We start from the raw sequence: 16,542 nt of genomic DNA on the forward strand, positions 1-16,542 counted from the left end.
GAGCCCTTATGTTAAGCATCAAAAATTTACAGGTCAGTATTGAAGATAAACCGATTTTACGCGGGCTGGATCTCGAGGTCAGGCCGGGCGAAGTGCACGCCATTATGGGGCCAAACGGATCGGGCAAGAGCACCCTGTCGGCGACGCTGGCCGGCCGTGAGGAGTATCAGGTCACGGATGGCAGCATCGATTTTAATGGCCATGACCTGCTGGAGATGGCGCCGGAAGCGCGCGCCGGGGAGGGCATTTTTATGGCCTTCCAGTATCCGGTTGAAATCCCCGGCGTCAGTAATCAGTTTTTTCTGCACACCGCGGTCAACGCGGTGCGCGCCTACCGTCAGCAGCCCGCGTTGGATCGCTTCGATTTTCAGGATGTGATGGCCGAAAAGCTGGCGCTGTTGAAAATGCCGGACGATCTGTTGACCCGCTCGGTTAACGTCGGTTTCTCCGGCGGGGAAAAAAAACGCAATGATATTTTGCAGATGGCCGCGCTGGAGCCGCGCCTGTGCATTTTGGATGAAACCGATTCTGGCCTGGACATTGATGCGCTGAAAATCGTCGCCAACGGTGTAAATTCACTGCGCGACGGCCAGCGTGCCTTTATCATTGTCACCCACTATCAGCGGATCCTTGACTATATCCAGCCGGACTACGTGCACGTGCTGTATCAGGGCAGGATAGTCAAATCCGGCGATTTTACGCTGGTGAAACAGCTGGAGGAGCAGGGATATGGCTGGCTTACCGACGAAGCATAATCCGGTTCCCGCGCGCTGGCAGCAGCTGTTTGATGGCGCGCCCGATCGCGGCGAGCAGGCGCGTGAACACTGGCAAGAGTTACAACGTCACGGGCTTCCCGGGCCGCGCCATGAGGACTGGAAATACACCCCGCTGAACACCCTGCTGACGGCGGAACTGGTCCAGCCGGCGCCGCGGTTGCCCGACGCGGCGCGCTGCCGGGGGCTGGCGTTGCCGCTGGACGCAGTGCGGCTGGTGTTTGTCGACGGTCACTATCAGCCGACGCTGAGTGACGGTGACCTCGATGCGTTCCAGCTTCGGGTCTACCGCGGCGGCGAACGCCCGCCGCTGGCGGCGGCTATCCAACCGGAAGCCTTTCTGCACCTTACCGAGAGCCTGGCGGCCGAGGTGGCGGTGATCAGTCTCGCGCGGCATCAGCGCGCCCCTCGCCCGCTCTATTTGCTGCATATTAGCAGCGGCGCACCGCAGGGTCTGGCGACCCATCACTATCGTCACCACGTGGCGCTGGAGGCCGGGGCGGAGGCGACGGTGGTAGAACACTATGTGTCACTTGATGATCGCCCGCACTTTACCGGCGGTCGCACCACGCTGGCGGTGGGCGATAATGCCGCACTGCAGCACTATAAGCTGGCGTTCGAACAGGCGGCCAGCGTGCACTTCGCGCATAACGATCTCACGCTGGCGCGCGCGGCGCGCGCCAGCAGCCACAGTTTTTTACTCGGTGCGGGCCTGAGTCGCCACCACACCAGCGCCCAGCTGCAGGGTGAGGGCGGCGATGTGGTGATCAACAGCCTGGCGCTGCCGGTGGACAATGAGGTGTGTGACACCCGCAGCTGGCTGGAGCACCGCGTCGGCCACTGCCAGAGCCGCCAGCTGCACAAAACCATCGTGCGCGATAAAGGCCGTGCGGTGTTTAACGGCATGATCAAGGTCGCTGAGCACGCGCTGAAAACCGACGGCCAGATGACCAATAATAATCTGCTGCTTGGCCGACTCGCGGAAGTGGACACCAAACCGCAGCTGGAAATTTATGCCGATGACGTTAAGTGCAGCCACGGCGCCACGGTGGGGCGCATTGATGATGAACAGCTGTTCTATTTGCGCTCGCGGGGGATTGCCGAAGCGGCTGCGCAGCAGATGATCATCTTCGCCTTCGCCGCTGAGTTGACCGAGGCGCTGACCGATCCAGCGGTAAAACAGGCGGTGATGCAGCGCATCGCGCAGCGTTTTCCGGGAGGCGTGCATGACCCTCAATCCTGAACGCCTGCGGGCTGAGTTTCCGATTCTGGCGCGTGAGGTTCACGGTCAGCGGCTGGCGTATCTCGATAGTGCGGCCAGCGCGCAGAAGCCGCTGGCGGTGATTAACAGCGAGCGCGATTTCTACTGCCACGGCTATGCCGCGGTACACCGCGGGATCCATACGCTGAGCGCGGAGGCAACCACCGCAATGGAAAACGTGCGCACCCGCTGCGCGCGCTTTCTGAATGCCGCTTCGCCGGAGGAGATCGTGTTTGTTCGCGGTACCACTGAAGGCATCAATCTGGTGGCCAATACCTTTGGCCAGCTGCAGGTGGGCCCCGGGGATAATCTGATCATCAGCGAAATGGAACATCACGCCAATATCGTGCCCTGGCAGATGCTGGCCCAGCGGGTAGGCGCCGAAGTGCGGGTGATCCCGCTGCTGGCCGACGGCACGCTGGATATGGACGCCCTCGACCGGCTGATTGATACGCGCACCAGGCTGCTGGCCGTCACCCACGTCTCCAATGTGCTGGGGACCGTCAATCCGGTGGCCGCACTGGTAGCGAAAGCCAAAGCGGCAGGCGTGGCGACGGTGATTGATGGTGCGCAGGCGGTGATGCACGCCCCGGTAGATGTGCAGGCGCTGGAGTGCGACTTCTATCTCTTCTCTGCCCACAAGCTGTATGGTCCCAGCGGCATCGGGGTGCTGTACGGGCGTAAGGCTCTGCTGGATGCCATGCCCCCCTGGCAGGGCGGCGGCGCGATGATTGCCTCGGTCAGCCTGTGCGAGGGCAGCCGCTGGTCGGCGGCGCCGTGGCGCTTTGAGGCGGGGACGCCAAATACCGCAGGCATTATCGCCCTGGGCGCCGCTCTGGACTGGGTGACCGCCCTCGGCTGGGAGGCGATGATCGACTATGAAGCGTCGCTGATGCGTTACGCGCAGGCCGGACTGGCCAGCGTACCTGACATCACGCTGTTTGGCCCGCCGGCGCGCGTCGGCGTGCTGTCGTTCAATCTTGGCCAGCACCACGCTTATGACGTCGGCAGCTTCCTTGACCGCTACGGCATTGCCATCCGCACCGGTCACCACTGCGCGATGCCGCTGATGGCACATTATCAGGTGCCGGCTATGTGCCGCGCATCGCTCGCGCTGTACAACACCGAAGAAGAGATTGACCGCTTAGTCACCGGGCTGACGCGGATCCACCGCCTGCTGGGTGGTTAACCACGGCGACAGAGGGAGTACCCATGGCGACACTGCCGGATAAAGAGAAACTGGTGCGCAATTTTCACCGCTGCGCCAACTGGGAAGAGAAGTATCTGTACATCATCGAGCTGGGCGGCGCGCTGCCGCCGCTGGCGGACAGCGATCGGCGCAGTGATAACAAGATAGCCGGCTGCCAGAGCCAGGTGTGGATTGTGATGACGCAGCAGGCGGATGGCCGCGTGGCGCTGGCCGGTGACAGCGATGCGGCGATTGTAAAAGGGCTGATTGCGGTCGTGTTCAGCCTCTATGATCAGCTGACGCCGCAGCAGATCCTCGACGTCGACGTGCGCCCATGGTTCAGCGATCTGGCGCTGACCGCGCACCTCACCCCGTCGCGTTCGCAGGGGCTGGAAGCGATGATCCGGGCGATTCGTCAGCGGGCGCAAGCCCTGATCTGAGCATACACGCTGTTCAACCGGCCCGGCACCCGGGCCGGTTGAACGCCACCTGATAAGAGAGTCGGTATGAAATCGTTTACCCTGGCCGGATGGCTGCTGGCGTCACTGTTAACCACCCTCCCGGTGCGCGCCGGCACCGATTATCCGTTGCCACCGGCCGGCAGCCGCTTAATTGGTGAAAATCAGCGCTACATCGTGCCGGATGATAAGCGCCCGCTGGAGGATATCGCCGCGCGCTTCAGCGTTGGGCTGCTGGGCATGCTGGAGGCCAATCCCGGTACCGACCCCTGGCTGCCGACACCCGGCGATGAGCTGACTATACCAACGCAAATGCTGCTGCCGGAGACGCCGCGCGAGGGGATTGTCATCAATCTCGCCGAGCTGCGGCTGTTCTACTACCCGGCGGGTGAGAACCGGGTGGTGGTCTATCCGATTGGCATTGGCCAGCTGGGGGCGATAACGCCGTCAATGGTCACCCGCATCAGCCAAAAGATCCCTAACCCGAGCTGGACGCCAACCCCTAACATCCGCCAGCGCTATGCCCGGCAGGGCATTACCCTGCCCGGAACGGTGCCGGCCGGACCGGATAATCCAATGGGGCAGTTTGCTCTGCGGCTGGCTTACGGCAAAGGACACTATCTGATTCACGGTACCAACGCCGACTTCGGGATAGGGATGCGCGTGAGCTCCGGCTGCATTCGCCTGCGTCCGGATGACATTGCTGCGCTGTTTAATGCCGTGCCGGTCGGTACGCGGGTCCAGGTGATTAATCAGCCGGTGAAAGTAGCGCAGGAGCCGGACGGGAAGCGTTACATGGAAGTGCATCAACCGCTGTCGCGCAGCGAGCGTGACGATCCGCAAACTGCGCCGCTGGCGCTCACCGCCGGGACCCGGCAATTTTTGCGCAGTGAGCAAAACGATCGACAGGTCGTCGAACAGGCGCTGACGCGTCGTTCGGGCATGCCGGTACTGGTTGCTAAGGGGAGAGCGCTGGGCGCGGTGGGGGAGCCGTCAGGCAGCAGGGAATGAGCAAAAAAAATGGCACACCGAAGTGTGCCATTTTCAAACCAGAACTCTTACTTGCGGTAAGAGTGAGCCTGGTTGTCCAGACGCTGGTTAGCGCGAGCTGCGTCGTCTTTAGCAGCCTGAACGTCAGAACGCATTGCGTTCACGTCGTTGCTCAGCTGGTCAACTTTCGCGTTCAGAGTCTGAACGTCGGAAGACAGCTGGTCAATTTTAGCGTTGCTGGAGCAACCAGCCAGCAGAGTTGAACCCAGGATTACCGCGCCCAGTACCAGTTTAGTACGATTCATTATTAATACCCTCTAGATTGAGTTAATCTCCATGTAGCGTTACAAGTATTACACAAAGTTTTTTGCAATGAGAATAAATTTTTGATGAGAAGATGCTTAAACTTGATCGTTCGCTCAAAGAAGCATCTGCCCGCGGTAAAAGTCGAAAAAAAAGAGGAAAAACAGGCGATTTTAATCGGGTTAATCTTAAATCCTGCTGCTATTTTATCGTTATTACCGATTGGATTTTTTTAAGATTTGAATTAAAGGCAGAAAAAAAAGCGCCCGGTTGGGCGCTTTTAAAAAAAACAGTTAAAAAACTGAGTTACAACACGTGTACCGAGGCGGTATTGGTGGTGCCGCTCGGCACCAGCGCGCCGGAGACCATCACCACCACTTCGCCTTTCAGCCCGTAGCCGCTGGCCAGCGCGGTCTCTTTGCCAATGCGATAAAAATCATCGGTCGAGGCAATCTCTTTCACCACGTGGGTCACAATGCCCTTGCTCAGCAGCAGCTGACGCGCGGTGGTTTCGTTGGTGGTCAGCGCAAGGATAGTCGCGTGCGGGAAGTACTTACGCACTGACTTCGCAGATTTGCCGCCTTCGGTAGCAACCACAATCAGCGGGGCTTCCAGCTTCTCAGCTGTTTCTACCGCACCGCGGCACACCGCTTCAGTAATGCGCATTTTGCGGTTGTCATTCAGGGTGTCAATCCGCGGCTTCATGACCCGATCGGTACGCTCGCAGATAGTGGCCATAATGGTGACCGACTCCAGCGGGTAGCGGCCCTTGGCACTCTCACCGGAGAGCATCACCGCATCGGTACCGTCCAGAATGGCGTTAGCGACGTCGCCGGCTTCAGCGCGGGTCGGACGCGGGTTTTTGATCATCGAATCCAGCATTTGCGTCGCGGTAATCACCACTTTACGCGCCTGATTACATTTTTTGATCATCATTTTCTGGGCGAAGATCACCTCTTCCACCGGGATTTCTACGCCCAGATCGCCGCGTGCCACCATAATGCCGTCGGAAGCATCGAGAATTTCGTCGAAGTTGTTCAAGCCTTCCTGGTTTTCAATCTTGGAGATGATCTGAATGTGCTCTCCGCCGTGGGCTTTCAGGTGCTCGCGGATTTCCAGCACGTCAGAACGCTTACGGATAAAGGATGCGGCCACGAAGTCCACCCCTTGCTCACAGCCGAAGATAAGATCGCGTTTGTCCTTCTCCGCCAGCGCCGGCAGTTGGATGGACACGCCCGGCAGGTTCACGCCCTTGTTCTCACCCAGGTCGCCATTGTTGAGCACGGTACAGACGACGGTGCTCTCGGTAACCTCAACCACTTCCATCCCAATCAGGCCGTCGTCGACCAGGACGGTATTACCGACTTTCAGGTCGGCGGCGAAGCCCGGATAGGTCACCGCCACGCGATCCGCATCGCCAATCACGGTTTGATCAGTGGTGAAAGTAAAGGTTTGTCCGGCCTTCAGCGACACGTCGTTGCCGCCGGCCAGTTTCATGGTGCGAATTTCCGGCCCCTTGGTGTCGAGCAGGATAGCGGCCTGCAGGCCGGTGTTTTGCATCACCGCGCGCAGGTTAGCAATGCGCTGACCGTGCTCGGCGTAGTCGCCGTGGGAGAAGTTAAGACGCATGACGTTCATCCCTGCGTTAAGCAGGTTGGTCAGCATCTCTTCCGATTCGGTTTTAGGACCGATGGTGCATACGATTTTAGTCTTTTTCATGACGGGTTATCTTGTAAGTTGTGATGAATGAATAAAGCAAGATTCGTCGACGGGGTCGACGAGTGGAAATGGGGTCGCAGGCTGGTTTCGCGTAAGGATAGAGGTGAGGTGACGGGCGGCGAACAGGCTGAGCGGCGGCGCATAAGGGCGCGGCAATCCATCAGAAAGCGTTGCGCAAAGCGGTAAACTGTTCGATAGCGACACGTCAATTGGCTGAAACCATTCGTATAAAGTGACCCCGACAGTATAATCGCTGATGCGCTGAAAACCAATGAAAAACCACCGTTGCGCAACCGCGCGATCGCTGCCGCTGACCCCGCCGCGCCGGCAGGGCGGGGAAAATCGACGGGCGCACCGGCGGCGGGGCGGCGGTGATGGCTGTAAGCGGGCACCAGCGGTGCATCAGCGGCGCCAGAGGATCGCAAGGCCATTGGATTTCGTCACCCGTCGGGCGGCACGACGCGAACCGGTAAGCGCGCAATCCGTGCGGAACGTACGTAAAAAATCGCAAGGGAGTCACAAGCGGCGAGAGCAGGCAGCGCGAGTCCGGCAGGGCCGGTCAGCAATAGAGAGCACAGGAGCGAGAGAAAGCGAAGGGTGGTGCGTTCTAGAGGACTCGAACCTCCGACCCCCACCATGTCAAGGTGGTGCTCTAACCAACTGAGCTAAGAACGCATCGGGAAACAGGCTGTTCGGCTTGGTGCGTCCGAGTGGACTCGAACCACCGACCCCCACCATGTCAAGGTGGTGCTCTAACCAACTGAGCTACGGACGCACGATATGGTGCGTTCTAGAGGACTCGAACCTCCGACCCCCACCATGTCAAGGTGGTGCTCTAACCAACTGAGCTAAGAACGCGCTATTGCCGGGTGACAGCGGGGACGAATATTAGCGGCAGCCCGCAGCGCTGGCAAGCAGAAACGCACAAATTTATGTTCAACCGCTGGCAGAGTGTGCGGGGTGGCGCTTTTTTAGGCGCGCCACCCGCTAAAACAGTGAAAAATTAATGTGCTGCGCGTTGCAGCAGGGTCGCTGCCGGCAGACGCTGCAGGCGCAAAATGCGCCAAATCATCATCAGCGCCGCTGAGGTCAGGCCAATGATAAAACCGGTCCAGAAGCCGGCCGGCCCCATCGGTGACACCAGCCAGTCGGTGAGCGCCAGCACATAACCGATCGGCAGTCCGAGTAACCAGTAAGCGATAAACGTAATAAAGAAGATCGCCCGGGTATCTTTATAACCGCGCAAAATGCCGCTGCCGATCACCTGAATCGAGTCGCTGACCTGGTAAATCGCCGCCAGCAGCATCAGCTGGGCGGCCAGCGTCACTACCGCCGGGTTATCGTTATACAGCAGCGCAATCTGCTCGCGAAACACGACGGTCAGCAGGGCAGTGCAGCAGGCAATCGCTACGCCCACGCCCTGGGAGGTCCAGGCGGCGACGCGGGCCGCGTCGGCCGATCCCTGCCCGAGGCGGTAACCGACGCGAATCGTTGCCGCCACGCCGAGCGACAGCGGCAGCACAAACATCAGCGAGCTGAAATTCAGCGCGATCTGATGACCGGCGACCTCGACAATACCAAGGGGGGAGACCAGCAGGGCGACCACGGCAAACAGCGTGACTTCAAAAAACAGCGCCAGGGCGATCGGCAGGCCAAGCGTAAACAGTCGCCACAGGGCGTGGCGATCCGGTTTGCCGGCGCGCTCGTTGCTGCGCACGTCGCGCATGCTGGCCGCGCGGCGGATCCAGGCACGCATCAGAAAAAACATGATCCAGTAGACCGAGGCGGTAGCCACTCCGCAGCCAACCCCGCCCAGCGCCGGCATGCCCAGCTTGCCGTAAATAAAAACGTAGTTGACGGGAATATTCACCAGCAGGCCAATAAAGCCCATGACCATCCCCGGCTTGGTCTTGGACAGCCCTTCGCACTGACAGCGCAGCACCTGGAAAAACAGATAGCCCGGCGCGCCCCACAGCAGTGCGTGCAGGTAGCCGGTAGCGATGTCGGCCATTCGCGGATCAATATTTTTCATCGCGTGAATCAGGTGCCCGGCATGATACAACACTACCATGATCACCAGCGAAACGATGGCCGCCAGCCAGTAGGCCTGACGCACCTGATGGGCAACCCGATTCCGTCGTCCGGAGCCATTCAGCTGCGCCACCACCGGCGTCAGCGCCAGCAGCAGGCCGTGGCCAAACAGGATGGCGGGAAGCCAGATTGACGTGCCGACAGCCACGGCGGCCATGTCCGTGGCGCTGACGGCGCCGGCCATAATCGTATCAACAAAGCCCATGGCGGTTTGCGCAACCTGCGCAAGGATCACCGGAACTGCCAGAGCCAGCAGTTGACGCGCTTCTGTCATGTACTTCTGCACGTGAACACCTTTATTTAGCGAGATAGGGGTGGAGAAAAACGAGGAAAACCGGCCGCATGTCGCGATGGGCCGGTTAAAATGGAAAAAATCCGCTGCCAGTGTAGCCTGTAGGCCCGCACAAGCCAAATGCGGAACGAGAAAAGTGTTATCTGCGCCGCGCCGGCACCGGCAGCCGTTGACGTGGCATCAGCGCGCGTCCAGTCCGGCAATCCGGGCGCGGGCTGATGCCCGGTCAGAACAGAGGGCTGCCCGGTAATCCGTTGGCGGTCAATCTCAATCTGCGGCTGCCGTGCTGCAGCAAAACGCATCGCGCCGCCGGCCTGCGTCATCACCCACGCCGGGTAATCGCGCCGCGCCTCGTCGTGGTCTGCGTAACCAGGGCGATCGCCGGCGGTGGCCTGTTTCAAAACAACCCTATTATCACCTATCGCCGCGCCGGCGAAGGTCCCGACGAGTTAATGACGGTATTTCAGCCATGTGTCGGTCGCACGCGGCGTTTCTTGATGCTCTGTCCGCATCACCGCCATTTCTCAGCCCGGGTACGGCGTTTGTCACCGGTTTCAGGCCGGCGGTGACTGACCGCTGAGCGCGGTTCCCCGCCCGCGCGCCGATCGTATGCCGCAGGAATCATCTTCAGATGCCCTGCGGCTCTTCGGGCGCGCCAGCTTGTGATAGTATGTTGCAAACTGAAGGAGAGCCTGATTATGTTTACCGGAATTGTGCAGGGTACCGCCAGCGTGGTGTCCATTGAAGAAAAGCCCAACTTTCGCACCCATACCGTGACGCTGCCGCCGGCGCTGCTGCCCGGTCTGGAGCTGGGGGCCTCGGTGGCCCACAACGGCTGCTGCCTGACGGTCACTGCCATCGACGGCGATCGCATCAGTTTCGATCTGATTAAAGAGACGCTGCGCATCACCAACCTGGGGGAGATCCGCGTTGGCGACGTGGTGAATATTGAGCGGGCGGCACGCTTTAGCGATGAAATCGGCGGGCATCTGATGTCAGGGCACATCATGACGACCGCGGACATTGTGAAAATCGTTAATGCGGAAAATAACCGCGAAATCTGGTTTAAACCGCAGGATCAGAGCCAGATGAAGTACATTTTGCACAAAGGCTTTATCGGCATCGACGGTATCAGCCTGACCGTAGGCGACGTCAGTAAAAGCCGCTTTTGCGTGCACCTGATCCCGGAAACGCTGGCGCGCACCACGCTGGGAGCCAAAAAGCTGGGGGCGCGGGTGAATATCGAAATTGATCCGCACACGCAGGCGATTGTGGATACCGTCGAGCGGGTGCTGGCCAAGCGTGAAGCGGCGCTGGCCGACGCGGTGGCCCTGGCGGCCAGCCAGCGCGAAGAGGCGTAACCGGACGTCGGGGCGGCATGTCGCCCCGATTGGGCTAGCGCGGAACCCGCAGGCCCCCGGCCACGCCGCGGCTAAATACGACCTGCCACAGCTGGATGTCCCGCGCGCGGAAAGCGCCGGCGCAGGCGTTGAGATAATAGCTGAACATGCGTTTAAACCGCTCGCCGTAGGCGTCAGCAATCTCCGGCCACGCGTCCAGGAAGCGCTGGTACCAGGCCATCAGCGTCAGATCGTAATCCGCGCCGAAGTTATGCCAGTCCTCCAGCACCAGATGCGGCTCGCTGGCCTCGGCAATGTGGCGCACTGAGGGCAGGCATCCATTGGGAAAAATGTACTTATTGATCCACGCGTCGACATTCTCATCGGTGTGGTTGGCGCCAATGGTATGCAGTAAAAACAGCCCGTCTTCGGCAAGGTTACTATCCACCACCTGAAAGTAGGTGGCGTAATTTTTGGGGCCAACGTGTTCAAACATACCCACCGAGACAATCCGGTCAAAGCGCGCCTGCAAATCGCGGTAGTCCTGCAGCAGAATGGTTACGTCCAGTCCGGCGCAGCGCTGCTGCGCCAGCTTTTGCTGTTCCGCAGAGATGGTTACGCCGGTGACGCTGACGCCGTAGTGGCGGGCGGCAAAGGCCGCCAGGCCGCCCCAGCCGCAGCCGATATCCAGCAGCGTCATACCCGGCTGCAGCTGCAGCTTGTCGCAAATTAGCGCCAGCTTGGCTTCCTGCGCGTCCGCTAAAGCGTCAGCCGTTTTCCAGTAGCCGCACGAATACTGCATATAGGGATCGAGCATGCGGGTGAACAGGTCATTACCGAGATCGTAGTGCACTTTGCCCACCTGCCAGGCGCGCTTACGCGACTGTAGATTAGTCAGACGAGTTACGGCGACACGCAGCGTATCGCGCAGGTGGTGCGGTAATTTTTCCTGCAGGCGGTGGGCCAGCACGCGGTGGAAAAACATGTCCAGTCGCTCACACTGCCACCAGCCATCCATATAGCTTTCACCGAGACCGAGCGAGCCCTGCTGCAGCACGCGCTTGAAAAAATCGGGGTGGCTGACCCGGATATCCCAGGGACGGGATCCATTCACTTCTATTCCCGCCGTCGCCAGCATCTCCCGGGCAATACGAAACCACGGATTATCGGTCAGGCTCAATTCTTCTATACACGATGAACTCATAGCTTCTCCATCACGTTGTGAAGGGCGCGCGGACGCATCCGCCCTGATACCTGAAAAAAATGATAGACAATTTATTCAGGGTTGTGAGTAATTTCACAGAAATTGCATTGGCCCGAATGGAGGCACGCGCAGAGGGAGACTGGACGGCAGCTAAGCCAGTAGCCGCACGGTAATAATGGGAGGTCACAGCGTCACTCTCCTTGTGATCCTGTAGGCCAGAACCAGAACCCTGGTCGCAAAAAACCTCCGGAAAGTATAGGCTCGCCGGAGGGATAGTTCAACGATTCACTATTAGGGAACTAAGCGTTTAGCACTCTTGAGCTGCCCGCTGCGCGCTTTCCCCGCTGCCGGCGGTGCGTTGCCAATAAAAGCCGATGGCGGCCAGTAGCACGGTCAGGGCCATCATGCTGGTGGTGGCGGTCAGCGCCCAGGGAAGCAGCAGTGAAACCAGCAGGCTGGCCAGGCAGCAGAGGCCTAACTGCAGCATATTTTGCAGTGCGGCAGCTTTGCCGGTGGCCTGCGGAAAGGGGAGCAGCGCATTGGCAACCACAATGGGATAGATGGCACCGTTGGCTAACGCCATACCGCAGAATGGGATCAGCAGGGTCAGCAGCGTCGGTGTGCTAAACAGCGCCACGGCAAGCAGCGCCAGCAGGCTCACGCCATAGCCGGCCAGCAGCCACGGTAACATCTGTGCGCCCTTGAGGCGGGACAGCAGCGCGCGACAGCCAAAGCCGCCGAGCAGAAAGGCCAGCGTCTGCGGCACGTAGCTCAGACCAATATCCCCCGGCGTCAGCCCCAGCGCGGCCAGAATAAACGGTGAACCGGTCAGCCAGGCAAAAAAGCTGGCCGAACAGGCGGCATAAATCAGCACATTGCCGCTGTACTGGCGATTACTCAGCAACTGCCAAAGTGAGACCGGCGCGTGGGTGGCCGCATTGCGCGCGGTTGAGGGTAAGCGCAGGGTCGCCAGCCACAGCGCCATCCCGATCAGCAGCAGCGCAATAAAGATGCTGCGCCAGCTAAAGTGGTTTAACAGCCAGGCACCGAGCAGGGGGGCCAGCGCCGGCGATAGGGCGACCAGCGGCATGATGGTGGCAAAGATGCGGTTCGCCTGCGCACCGCGAAAGCGATCGATCACCAGCGCCTGCCAGCTGACCGCCGCAGAGCAGACCCCCACCGCCTGCACGAAACGCAGCAGCAGCAGAACGGCCGGCGAGCGGACCCACAGCATGCCCAGACAGCCGATTAAAAACAGGCCCAGCCCCATCAGCAGCACGGGCTTCCGACCGATGCGGTCAGACAGGGGGCCCCAAAAAATCTGCGCGCAGGCAAAGCCGGCGAGAAACAGGCTCAGGCTGGCGCCAATCAGACCCGGCGAGGTGGCCAGGTCCTGCTGCATTGCGCCAAACGCCGGCAGGTACATGTCGGTGGCAAGAAAGCCGAGCATACTTAAGCCGGCGAGGTAGAGGAGAAAACTTTTTGCAGGCACGATGGATTACTCATTTGGTTTATTTTCAGGCGGTGGAGAGTGTAGCGGGCTGTACAGGCGCTTGTGAAACGGTAATATTTGTATTTTGCGATGAAAAATTTTGAAGGCAAACGCTATGTGGTCAGAACACGCCCTGGAAGTGATGGATGCGGTGGCCAAAACCGGCAGTTTTACCGCCGCCGCCGCCGAGCTGCATCGCGTGCCCTCGGCGATTGGTTATACCGTACGCCAGCTGGAGCACTGGCTGGCGGTACCGCTGTTTGAGCGGCGCCATCGCGATGTGGTGCTCACCGAAGCTGGCCAGGTCTTTCTTGAGGAGGGGAGGCAGGTCATCAAGCGGATGGCTGCGACCCGGCTGCGCTGTCAGCAGGTGGCAAACGGCTGGCGTGGACAGCTGCAAATCGCCATTGATCGGATCGTGAAACCGGCGCGGATGCGCCAGTTAATTATTGATTTTTATCGTCATCATCCGGACATGGAGCTGTTGATCAGCCTCGAGGTATTTAATGGCGTGTGGGACGCGCTGGCCGATGGGCGGGTTGAGGTCGCGATTGGCGCAACCCAGGCGATACCGGTGGGTGGGCGCTTCGCCTTCCGCGATATGGGATCGCTGCACTGGAACTGCGTGGTGCATCCGGCGCATCCGCTGGCGCGCGCGACCGGGCCACTGAGTGACGATCGCCTGCGGGAATGGCCATCGCTGGTGCTGGAGGATACCGCCCGTACCCTGCCGAAACGGACCACCTGGGCGCTGGACAACCAGCGTCGGCTGGTGGTGCCTGACTGGTCATCTGCGCTGGCCTGCCTGCAGCAGGGCCTGTGCGTCGGTATGATCCCCGATCATCTGGCCACGCCGCTGCTGCAGCGCGGTGAGTTAGTCAAGGTATGGCTGGATGCGCCATTTCCCGACAGTCCGTGCTGCGTCAGCTGGCAGGCGCAGCACCTGTCGCCGGCGCTCAGCTGGCTGCTGGAGTATCTGGGCGACAGCGAAACCCTGAACGCCGAGTGGCTGCGCGCTGGGGATTAGCGCCGGTAATCGCGGAACGGGCCGTCGGTTACCGAGCGGCGTTCAATCAGCGTCGGATGGACTTCGATGGTTTGCGACTCTTCGCGTTTATTGATGATGCGATCCAGCAGCATATCGAAGGCGCGCTCGCCGAGTTGCTCTTTCGGCTGGTGAACGGTGGTCAGCGCCGGCGTAAAATAGCGCGCATTGCGCACATTATCATAACCGATCACCGAAATATCTTGCGGTACCCGCAGCCCCATCTCATCGGCAGCGCAAATGGCACCCATGGCCATGATATCACCACCGCAGAACACCGCGGTGGGGCGCTGCTTCTGTGAGAGAATCTGCTGCATCGCGCGGTAACCGGACTCCGGCTCAAAGTCGCCTTGCACGATCCACTCCTCGCGCGGCGTGATGCCCGCCTCGTGCAGCGCCTTTAAAAAGCCAGCATGGCGCCCGCCGCCGGTGTTGCGCTCCAGCTGACCGGGGATCGCGCCGATGTCGCGGTGTCCCCGCTCAATCAAATAGCGGCCCACCAGGTAGCCGCCCTCAAAGGCGTTGTCCAGCACGGTATCGGTGAAATCGCCGCGCGACTTGCTCCAGTCCATCACCACCATCGGGATATTGCGGCTCTCCTCCAGCATGGCAATCAGCTCATCGGGGTATTCAGAACACATCACCAGCAGGCCATCAACGCGTTTTTGCGCCATCATGGACAAATACGCCTGCTGCTTCTGACGGTCGTTATGTGCATTGCCGAGGATCAGCGTATAGCCTTTGGCGAAGCAGCGGTTCTCTACCGCCTCAATTATTTCGGCAAAGTAGGGGGCCTCTGACGAGGTGGCTAACAGACCAATGGTTTTGGTGTGGTTGACCTTCAGGCTGCGGGCAACGGCGCTGGGAGAATAGTGCAGCGCTTTGATTGCCGCCCAGACCGCTTCGCGGGTCTCTTCCGCCACAAAGCGGGTCTTATTGATGACGTGCGAAACCGTGGTCGTGGAGACCCCGGCGCGTTTCGCTACATCTTTGATGGTTGCCATTAAAACCGTACTCCTGAGTACCTATCTTATTGATAAGCAGTCTGTTAATCGTTTGCCTTCTGCGGCAGTGACTGTGCGCAAAAATTGCTGATGTGTCGGCGAGTGAAAGGGCACTGAGGCGGGATAACATGCCCAAAGCCGCGCCGTTGCGCGCGTGTCGGCGCCCGTTGCGCAACAGAAAAGGTGAATTCTATCAAGGCCGTGAACAGAAAACGAGATTTTTACCGAAAACTGTGAGAAAATTTAAATCCCTGCACCCCGCAGGGATTAACCCAGGGAGTTGGAATGATGAGCACTGAATTACGCCTGGCACTGGGCATGACCGTCTTTGCACTGTTGATTATTATCACCTTCAGCTTTACCGCCGTGCTGCACTGACCCACCGGCGGGGCGGTTCTGTCCCGCCTGTTTGCTGCACCAGACGAATATTGTCCGGCGTCATGATGCGCCGAGCCCCCACATAGTGTTTGTGCCAGTAGGTGTCCGCCAGCTGACTGATCTGGATATCTTTACCGGTGCGGGGTGACTGAATAAATTTCCCCTGACCGAGATAGACGCCAACGTGATCCGCCGCGCCCCGGCCGTTGATGCGAAAGAACACCAGATCGCCGCGTTCCAGTTTTTCCCGCCGCACCGGCGAGGCTTCCCGATACTGGAACATTTCATTGGCGGTGCGCGGGATGCGATTTTTCAGCAGGTCCTTGTAGGCGTACCATACCAGACCGCTGCAATCAAAGCCGGTGCTGGGCGAAGCGCCGCCCCACAGATAGGGTTTCCCGAGTTGTCCCATCAGCTTATTCATCGCCGTCTGCCGCGCCTTTTGATAGCGGGCGTGGTGAGCGGCGCTCATGCGAATCGGGGCGTTACGCGCCGCCGGATCGTCGCGATCCCGACGCCGGTTTTTTTTGCCGCGCAGGCCGCCCGACTTACGGGTAAGGGCCAGCTTGCTGAGCGTCGTTTTTGCCCCCTTAAGGGCCGCCGGCGTCGGCGCACGAGGCCCTTCGGCGGTGCGGCGCGTTTTGCGACGGGGGGCGGGCGCCGACTTCTTTTTCGCCGCGGCCTGCGCGCGGCGGGCTTCGGCGGCGCGCGCGGGTTTCGCCGCGGCCTTGCTTACCGGGGAGGCGCTGGCGCGACGCTTGCGGCGATGCTCCTCGCCTGCGTCACGCGGTTTCACTTTAAGCTGTGTAGATTTTTCCGTCGTTTGCGGTGACGCCTGCGCCGCCGGCATGCTTAACGGTAAAAAAAGCAGCATCAAAAAAGTAATCAGTAAACGCATCATCCGGTAACAGGTTAGGCTCGCGAGAGCGGGTTAAATAGAGAGTCCATTGTCAGGAGAAGCCCGGCGGTGGATAAAAGCCCACCTGCCTAAACACTATAGTTA

Annotated in this window: 16 protein-coding genes and 3 tRNA genes; 8 read left to right on the forward strand and 11 right to left on the reverse strand. The window is 59.9% G+C overall.

Features of this window, described 5'->3' with window-relative positions:
* Positions 1-8 precede the first annotated feature (8 nt).
* From sufC to BS626_RS06990, 5 genes are all read left to right on the forward strand, one after another.
* The gene (gene sufC / locus BS626_RS06970; RefSeq protein WP_075181678.1) at positions 9-755 is read left to right on the forward strand and encodes a Fe-S cluster assembly ATPase SufC; all 747 of its coding nucleotides are present in this window, start codon (positions 9-11) and stop codon (positions 753-755) included.
* Entirely contained in the window at positions 730-2,016 is a 1,287-nt protein-coding gene (gene sufD / locus BS626_RS06975) for a Fe-S cluster assembly protein SufD (RefSeq protein WP_075181679.1), read from the forward strand. Before sufC ends, sufD begins: the two co-directional genes overlap by 26 nt.
* Positions 2,000-3,223, forward strand: coding sequence for a cysteine desulfurase SufS (gene sufS / locus BS626_RS06980; protein ID WP_075181680.1), 1,224 nt, complete (start codon positions 2,000-2,002; stop codon positions 3,221-3,223). The genes sufD and sufS overlap by 17 nt, the downstream gene beginning before the upstream one ends.
* 23 nt (positions 3,224-3,246) lie before the next feature.
* Positions 3,247-3,663: a cysteine desulfuration protein SufE gene (gene sufE / locus BS626_RS06985; RefSeq protein ID WP_075181681.1), complete on the forward strand. Its 417-nt coding sequence runs from the start codon at positions 3,247-3,249 to the stop codon at positions 3,661-3,663.
* A 66-nt stretch (positions 3,664-3,729) separates the two neighbouring features.
* Positions 3,730-4,692, forward strand: coding sequence for a L,D-transpeptidase family protein (locus BS626_RS06990; protein ID WP_075181682.1), 963 nt, complete (start codon positions 3,730-3,732; stop codon positions 4,690-4,692).
* Between the two features lie 47 nt (positions 4,693-4,739).
* Here the strand turns inward: BS626_RS06990 and BS626_RS06995 are convergent, their stop codons facing one another.
* From BS626_RS06995 to BS626_RS18315, 7 genes are all read right to left on the reverse strand, one after another.
* The gene (locus tag BS626_RS06995; protein ID WP_002908860.1) at positions 4,740-4,976 is read right to left on the reverse strand and encodes a major outer membrane lipoprotein; all 237 of its coding nucleotides are present in this window, start codon (positions 4,974-4,976) and stop codon (positions 4,740-4,742) included.
* A 304-nt stretch (positions 4,977-5,280) separates the two neighbouring features.
* Entirely contained in the window at positions 5,281-6,693 is a 1,413-nt protein-coding gene (gene pykF, locus BS626_RS07000) for a pyruvate kinase PykF (protein ID WP_075181683.1), read from the reverse strand.
* Positions 6,694-7,291: 598 nt separating this feature from the next.
* Positions 7,292-7,368 (reverse strand) — tRNA-Val (locus BS626_RS07005).
* Between the two features lie 23 nt (positions 7,369-7,391).
* Positions 7,392-7,468, reverse strand: a tRNA-Val gene (locus BS626_RS07010).
* Between the two features lie 6 nt (positions 7,469-7,474).
* Positions 7,475-7,551 (reverse strand) — tRNA-Val (locus BS626_RS07015).
* A gap of 145 nt (positions 7,552-7,696) precedes the next feature.
* A complete protein-coding gene (locus BS626_RS07020; protein ID WP_075181684.1) occupies positions 7,697-9,070 on the reverse strand; it encodes an MATE family efflux transporter in 1,374 nt (457 codons plus the stop codon).
* 14 nt (positions 9,071-9,084) lie between these two features.
* Positions 9,085-9,477, reverse strand: a complete 393-nt coding sequence (locus tag BS626_RS18315) for a hypothetical protein (RefSeq protein ID WP_139308780.1) — start codon at positions 9,475-9,477, stop codon at positions 9,085-9,087.
* 297 nt (positions 9,478-9,774) lie between these two features.
* On the opposite strand from BS626_RS18315, the gene BS626_RS07030 reads away from it, so the two are divergent.
* The gene (locus BS626_RS07030) at positions 9,775-10,437 is read left to right on the forward strand and encodes a riboflavin synthase subunit alpha (protein ID WP_075181686.1); all 663 of its coding nucleotides are present in this window, start codon (positions 9,775-9,777) and stop codon (positions 10,435-10,437) included.
* A 34-nt stretch (positions 10,438-10,471) separates the two neighbouring features.
* Here the strand turns inward: BS626_RS07030 and cfa are convergent, their stop codons facing one another.
* Together cfa and punC are read right to left on the reverse strand one after the other, a co-directional pair.
* Entirely contained in the window at positions 10,472-11,620 is a 1,149-nt protein-coding gene (gene cfa / locus BS626_RS07035; protein ID WP_075181687.1) for a cyclopropane fatty acyl phospholipid synthase, read from the reverse strand.
* Positions 11,621-11,927: 307 nt separating this feature from the next.
* Positions 11,928-13,115: a purine nucleoside transporter PunC gene (punC, locus tag BS626_RS07040; protein ID WP_075181688.1), complete on the reverse strand. Its 1,188-nt coding sequence runs from the start codon at positions 13,113-13,115 to the stop codon at positions 11,928-11,930.
* A 112-nt stretch (positions 13,116-13,227) separates the two neighbouring features.
* Here punC and punR point away from each other — a divergent pair, with 112 nt between their 5' ends.
* The gene (gene punR / locus BS626_RS07045) at positions 13,228-14,139 is read left to right on the forward strand and encodes a DNA-binding transcriptional activator PunR (protein WP_075181689.1); all 912 of its coding nucleotides are present in this window, start codon (positions 13,228-13,230) and stop codon (positions 14,137-14,139) included.
* Here the strand turns inward: punR and purR are convergent.
* Entirely contained in the window at positions 14,136-15,161 is a 1,026-nt protein-coding gene (gene purR, locus BS626_RS07050) for an HTH-type transcriptional repressor PurR (RefSeq protein ID WP_075181690.1), read from the reverse strand. The genes punR and purR overlap by 4 nt on opposite strands.
* 285 nt (positions 15,162-15,446) lie before the next feature.
* Here purR and BS626_RS18320 point away from each other — a divergent pair, with 285 nt between their 5' ends.
* A complete protein-coding gene (locus BS626_RS18320; RefSeq protein WP_139308781.1) occupies positions 15,447-15,539 on the forward strand; it encodes a YnhF family membrane protein in 93 nt (30 codons plus the stop codon).
* Here BS626_RS18320 and BS626_RS18095 read toward each other — a convergent pair.
* Positions 15,520-16,437 carry a C40 family peptidase gene (locus BS626_RS18095; protein WP_083615911.1) on the reverse strand — a complete coding sequence of 306 codons (918 nt, stop codon included), beginning with the start codon at positions 16,435-16,437 and terminating at the stop codon, positions 15,520-15,522. The two genes, BS626_RS18320 and BS626_RS18095, sit on opposite strands and share 20 nt — an antisense overlap.
* Positions 16,438-16,542: the final 105 nt, after the last annotated feature.

Source organism: Pantoea sp. 1.19, assembly GCF_001922585.1.
Lineage (GTDB): Bacteria > Pseudomonadota > Gammaproteobacteria > Enterobacterales > Enterobacteriaceae > 1-19.

Bases quoted from the DNA above. Each gene is read 5' to 3' on its own strand.
- sufC (WP_075181678.1), top strand. From the start codon at position 9: ATGTTAAGCATCAAAAATTTACAGGTCAGTATTGAAGATAAACCGATT.
- sufD (WP_075181679.1), top strand. From the start codon at position 730: ATGGCTGGCTTACCGACGAAGCATAATCCGGTTCCCGCGCGCTGGCAG.
- sufS (WP_075181680.1), top strand. From the start codon at position 2,000: ATGACCCTCAATCCTGAACGCCTGCGGGCTGAGTTTCCGATTCTGGCG.
- sufE (WP_075181681.1), top strand. From the start codon at position 3,247: ATGGCGACACTGCCGGATAAAGAGAAACTGGTGCGCAATTTTCACCGC.
- BS626_RS06990 (WP_075181682.1), top strand. From the start codon at position 3,730: ATGAAATCGTTTACCCTGGCCGGATGGCTGCTGGCGTCACTGTTAACC.
- BS626_RS06995 (WP_002908860.1), bottom strand. From the start codon at position 4,976: ATGAATCGTACTAAACTGGTACTGGGCGCGGTAATCCTGGGTTCAACT.
- pykF (WP_075181683.1), bottom strand. From the start codon at position 6,693: ATGAAAAAGACTAAAATCGTATGCACCATCGGTCCTAAAACCGAATCG.
- BS626_RS07030 (WP_075181686.1), top strand. From the start codon at position 9,775: ATGTTTACCGGAATTGTGCAGGGTACCGCCAGCGTGGTGTCCATTGAA.
- cfa (WP_075181687.1), bottom strand. From the start codon at position 11,620: ATGAGTTCATCGTGTATAGAAGAATTGAGCCTGACCGATAATCCGTGG.
- punR (WP_075181689.1), top strand. From the start codon at position 13,228: ATGTGGTCAGAACACGCCCTGGAAGTGATGGATGCGGTGGCCAAAACC.
- purR (WP_075181690.1), bottom strand. From the start codon at position 15,161: ATGGCAACCATCAAAGATGTAGCGAAACGCGCCGGGGTCTCCACGACC.
- BS626_RS18320 (WP_139308781.1), top strand. From the start codon at position 15,447: ATGATGAGCACTGAATTACGCCTGGCACTGGGCATGACCGTCTTTGCA.
- BS626_RS18095 (WP_083615911.1), bottom strand. From the start codon at position 16,437: ATGCGTTTACTGATTACTTTTTTGATGCTGCTTTTTTTACCGTTAAGC.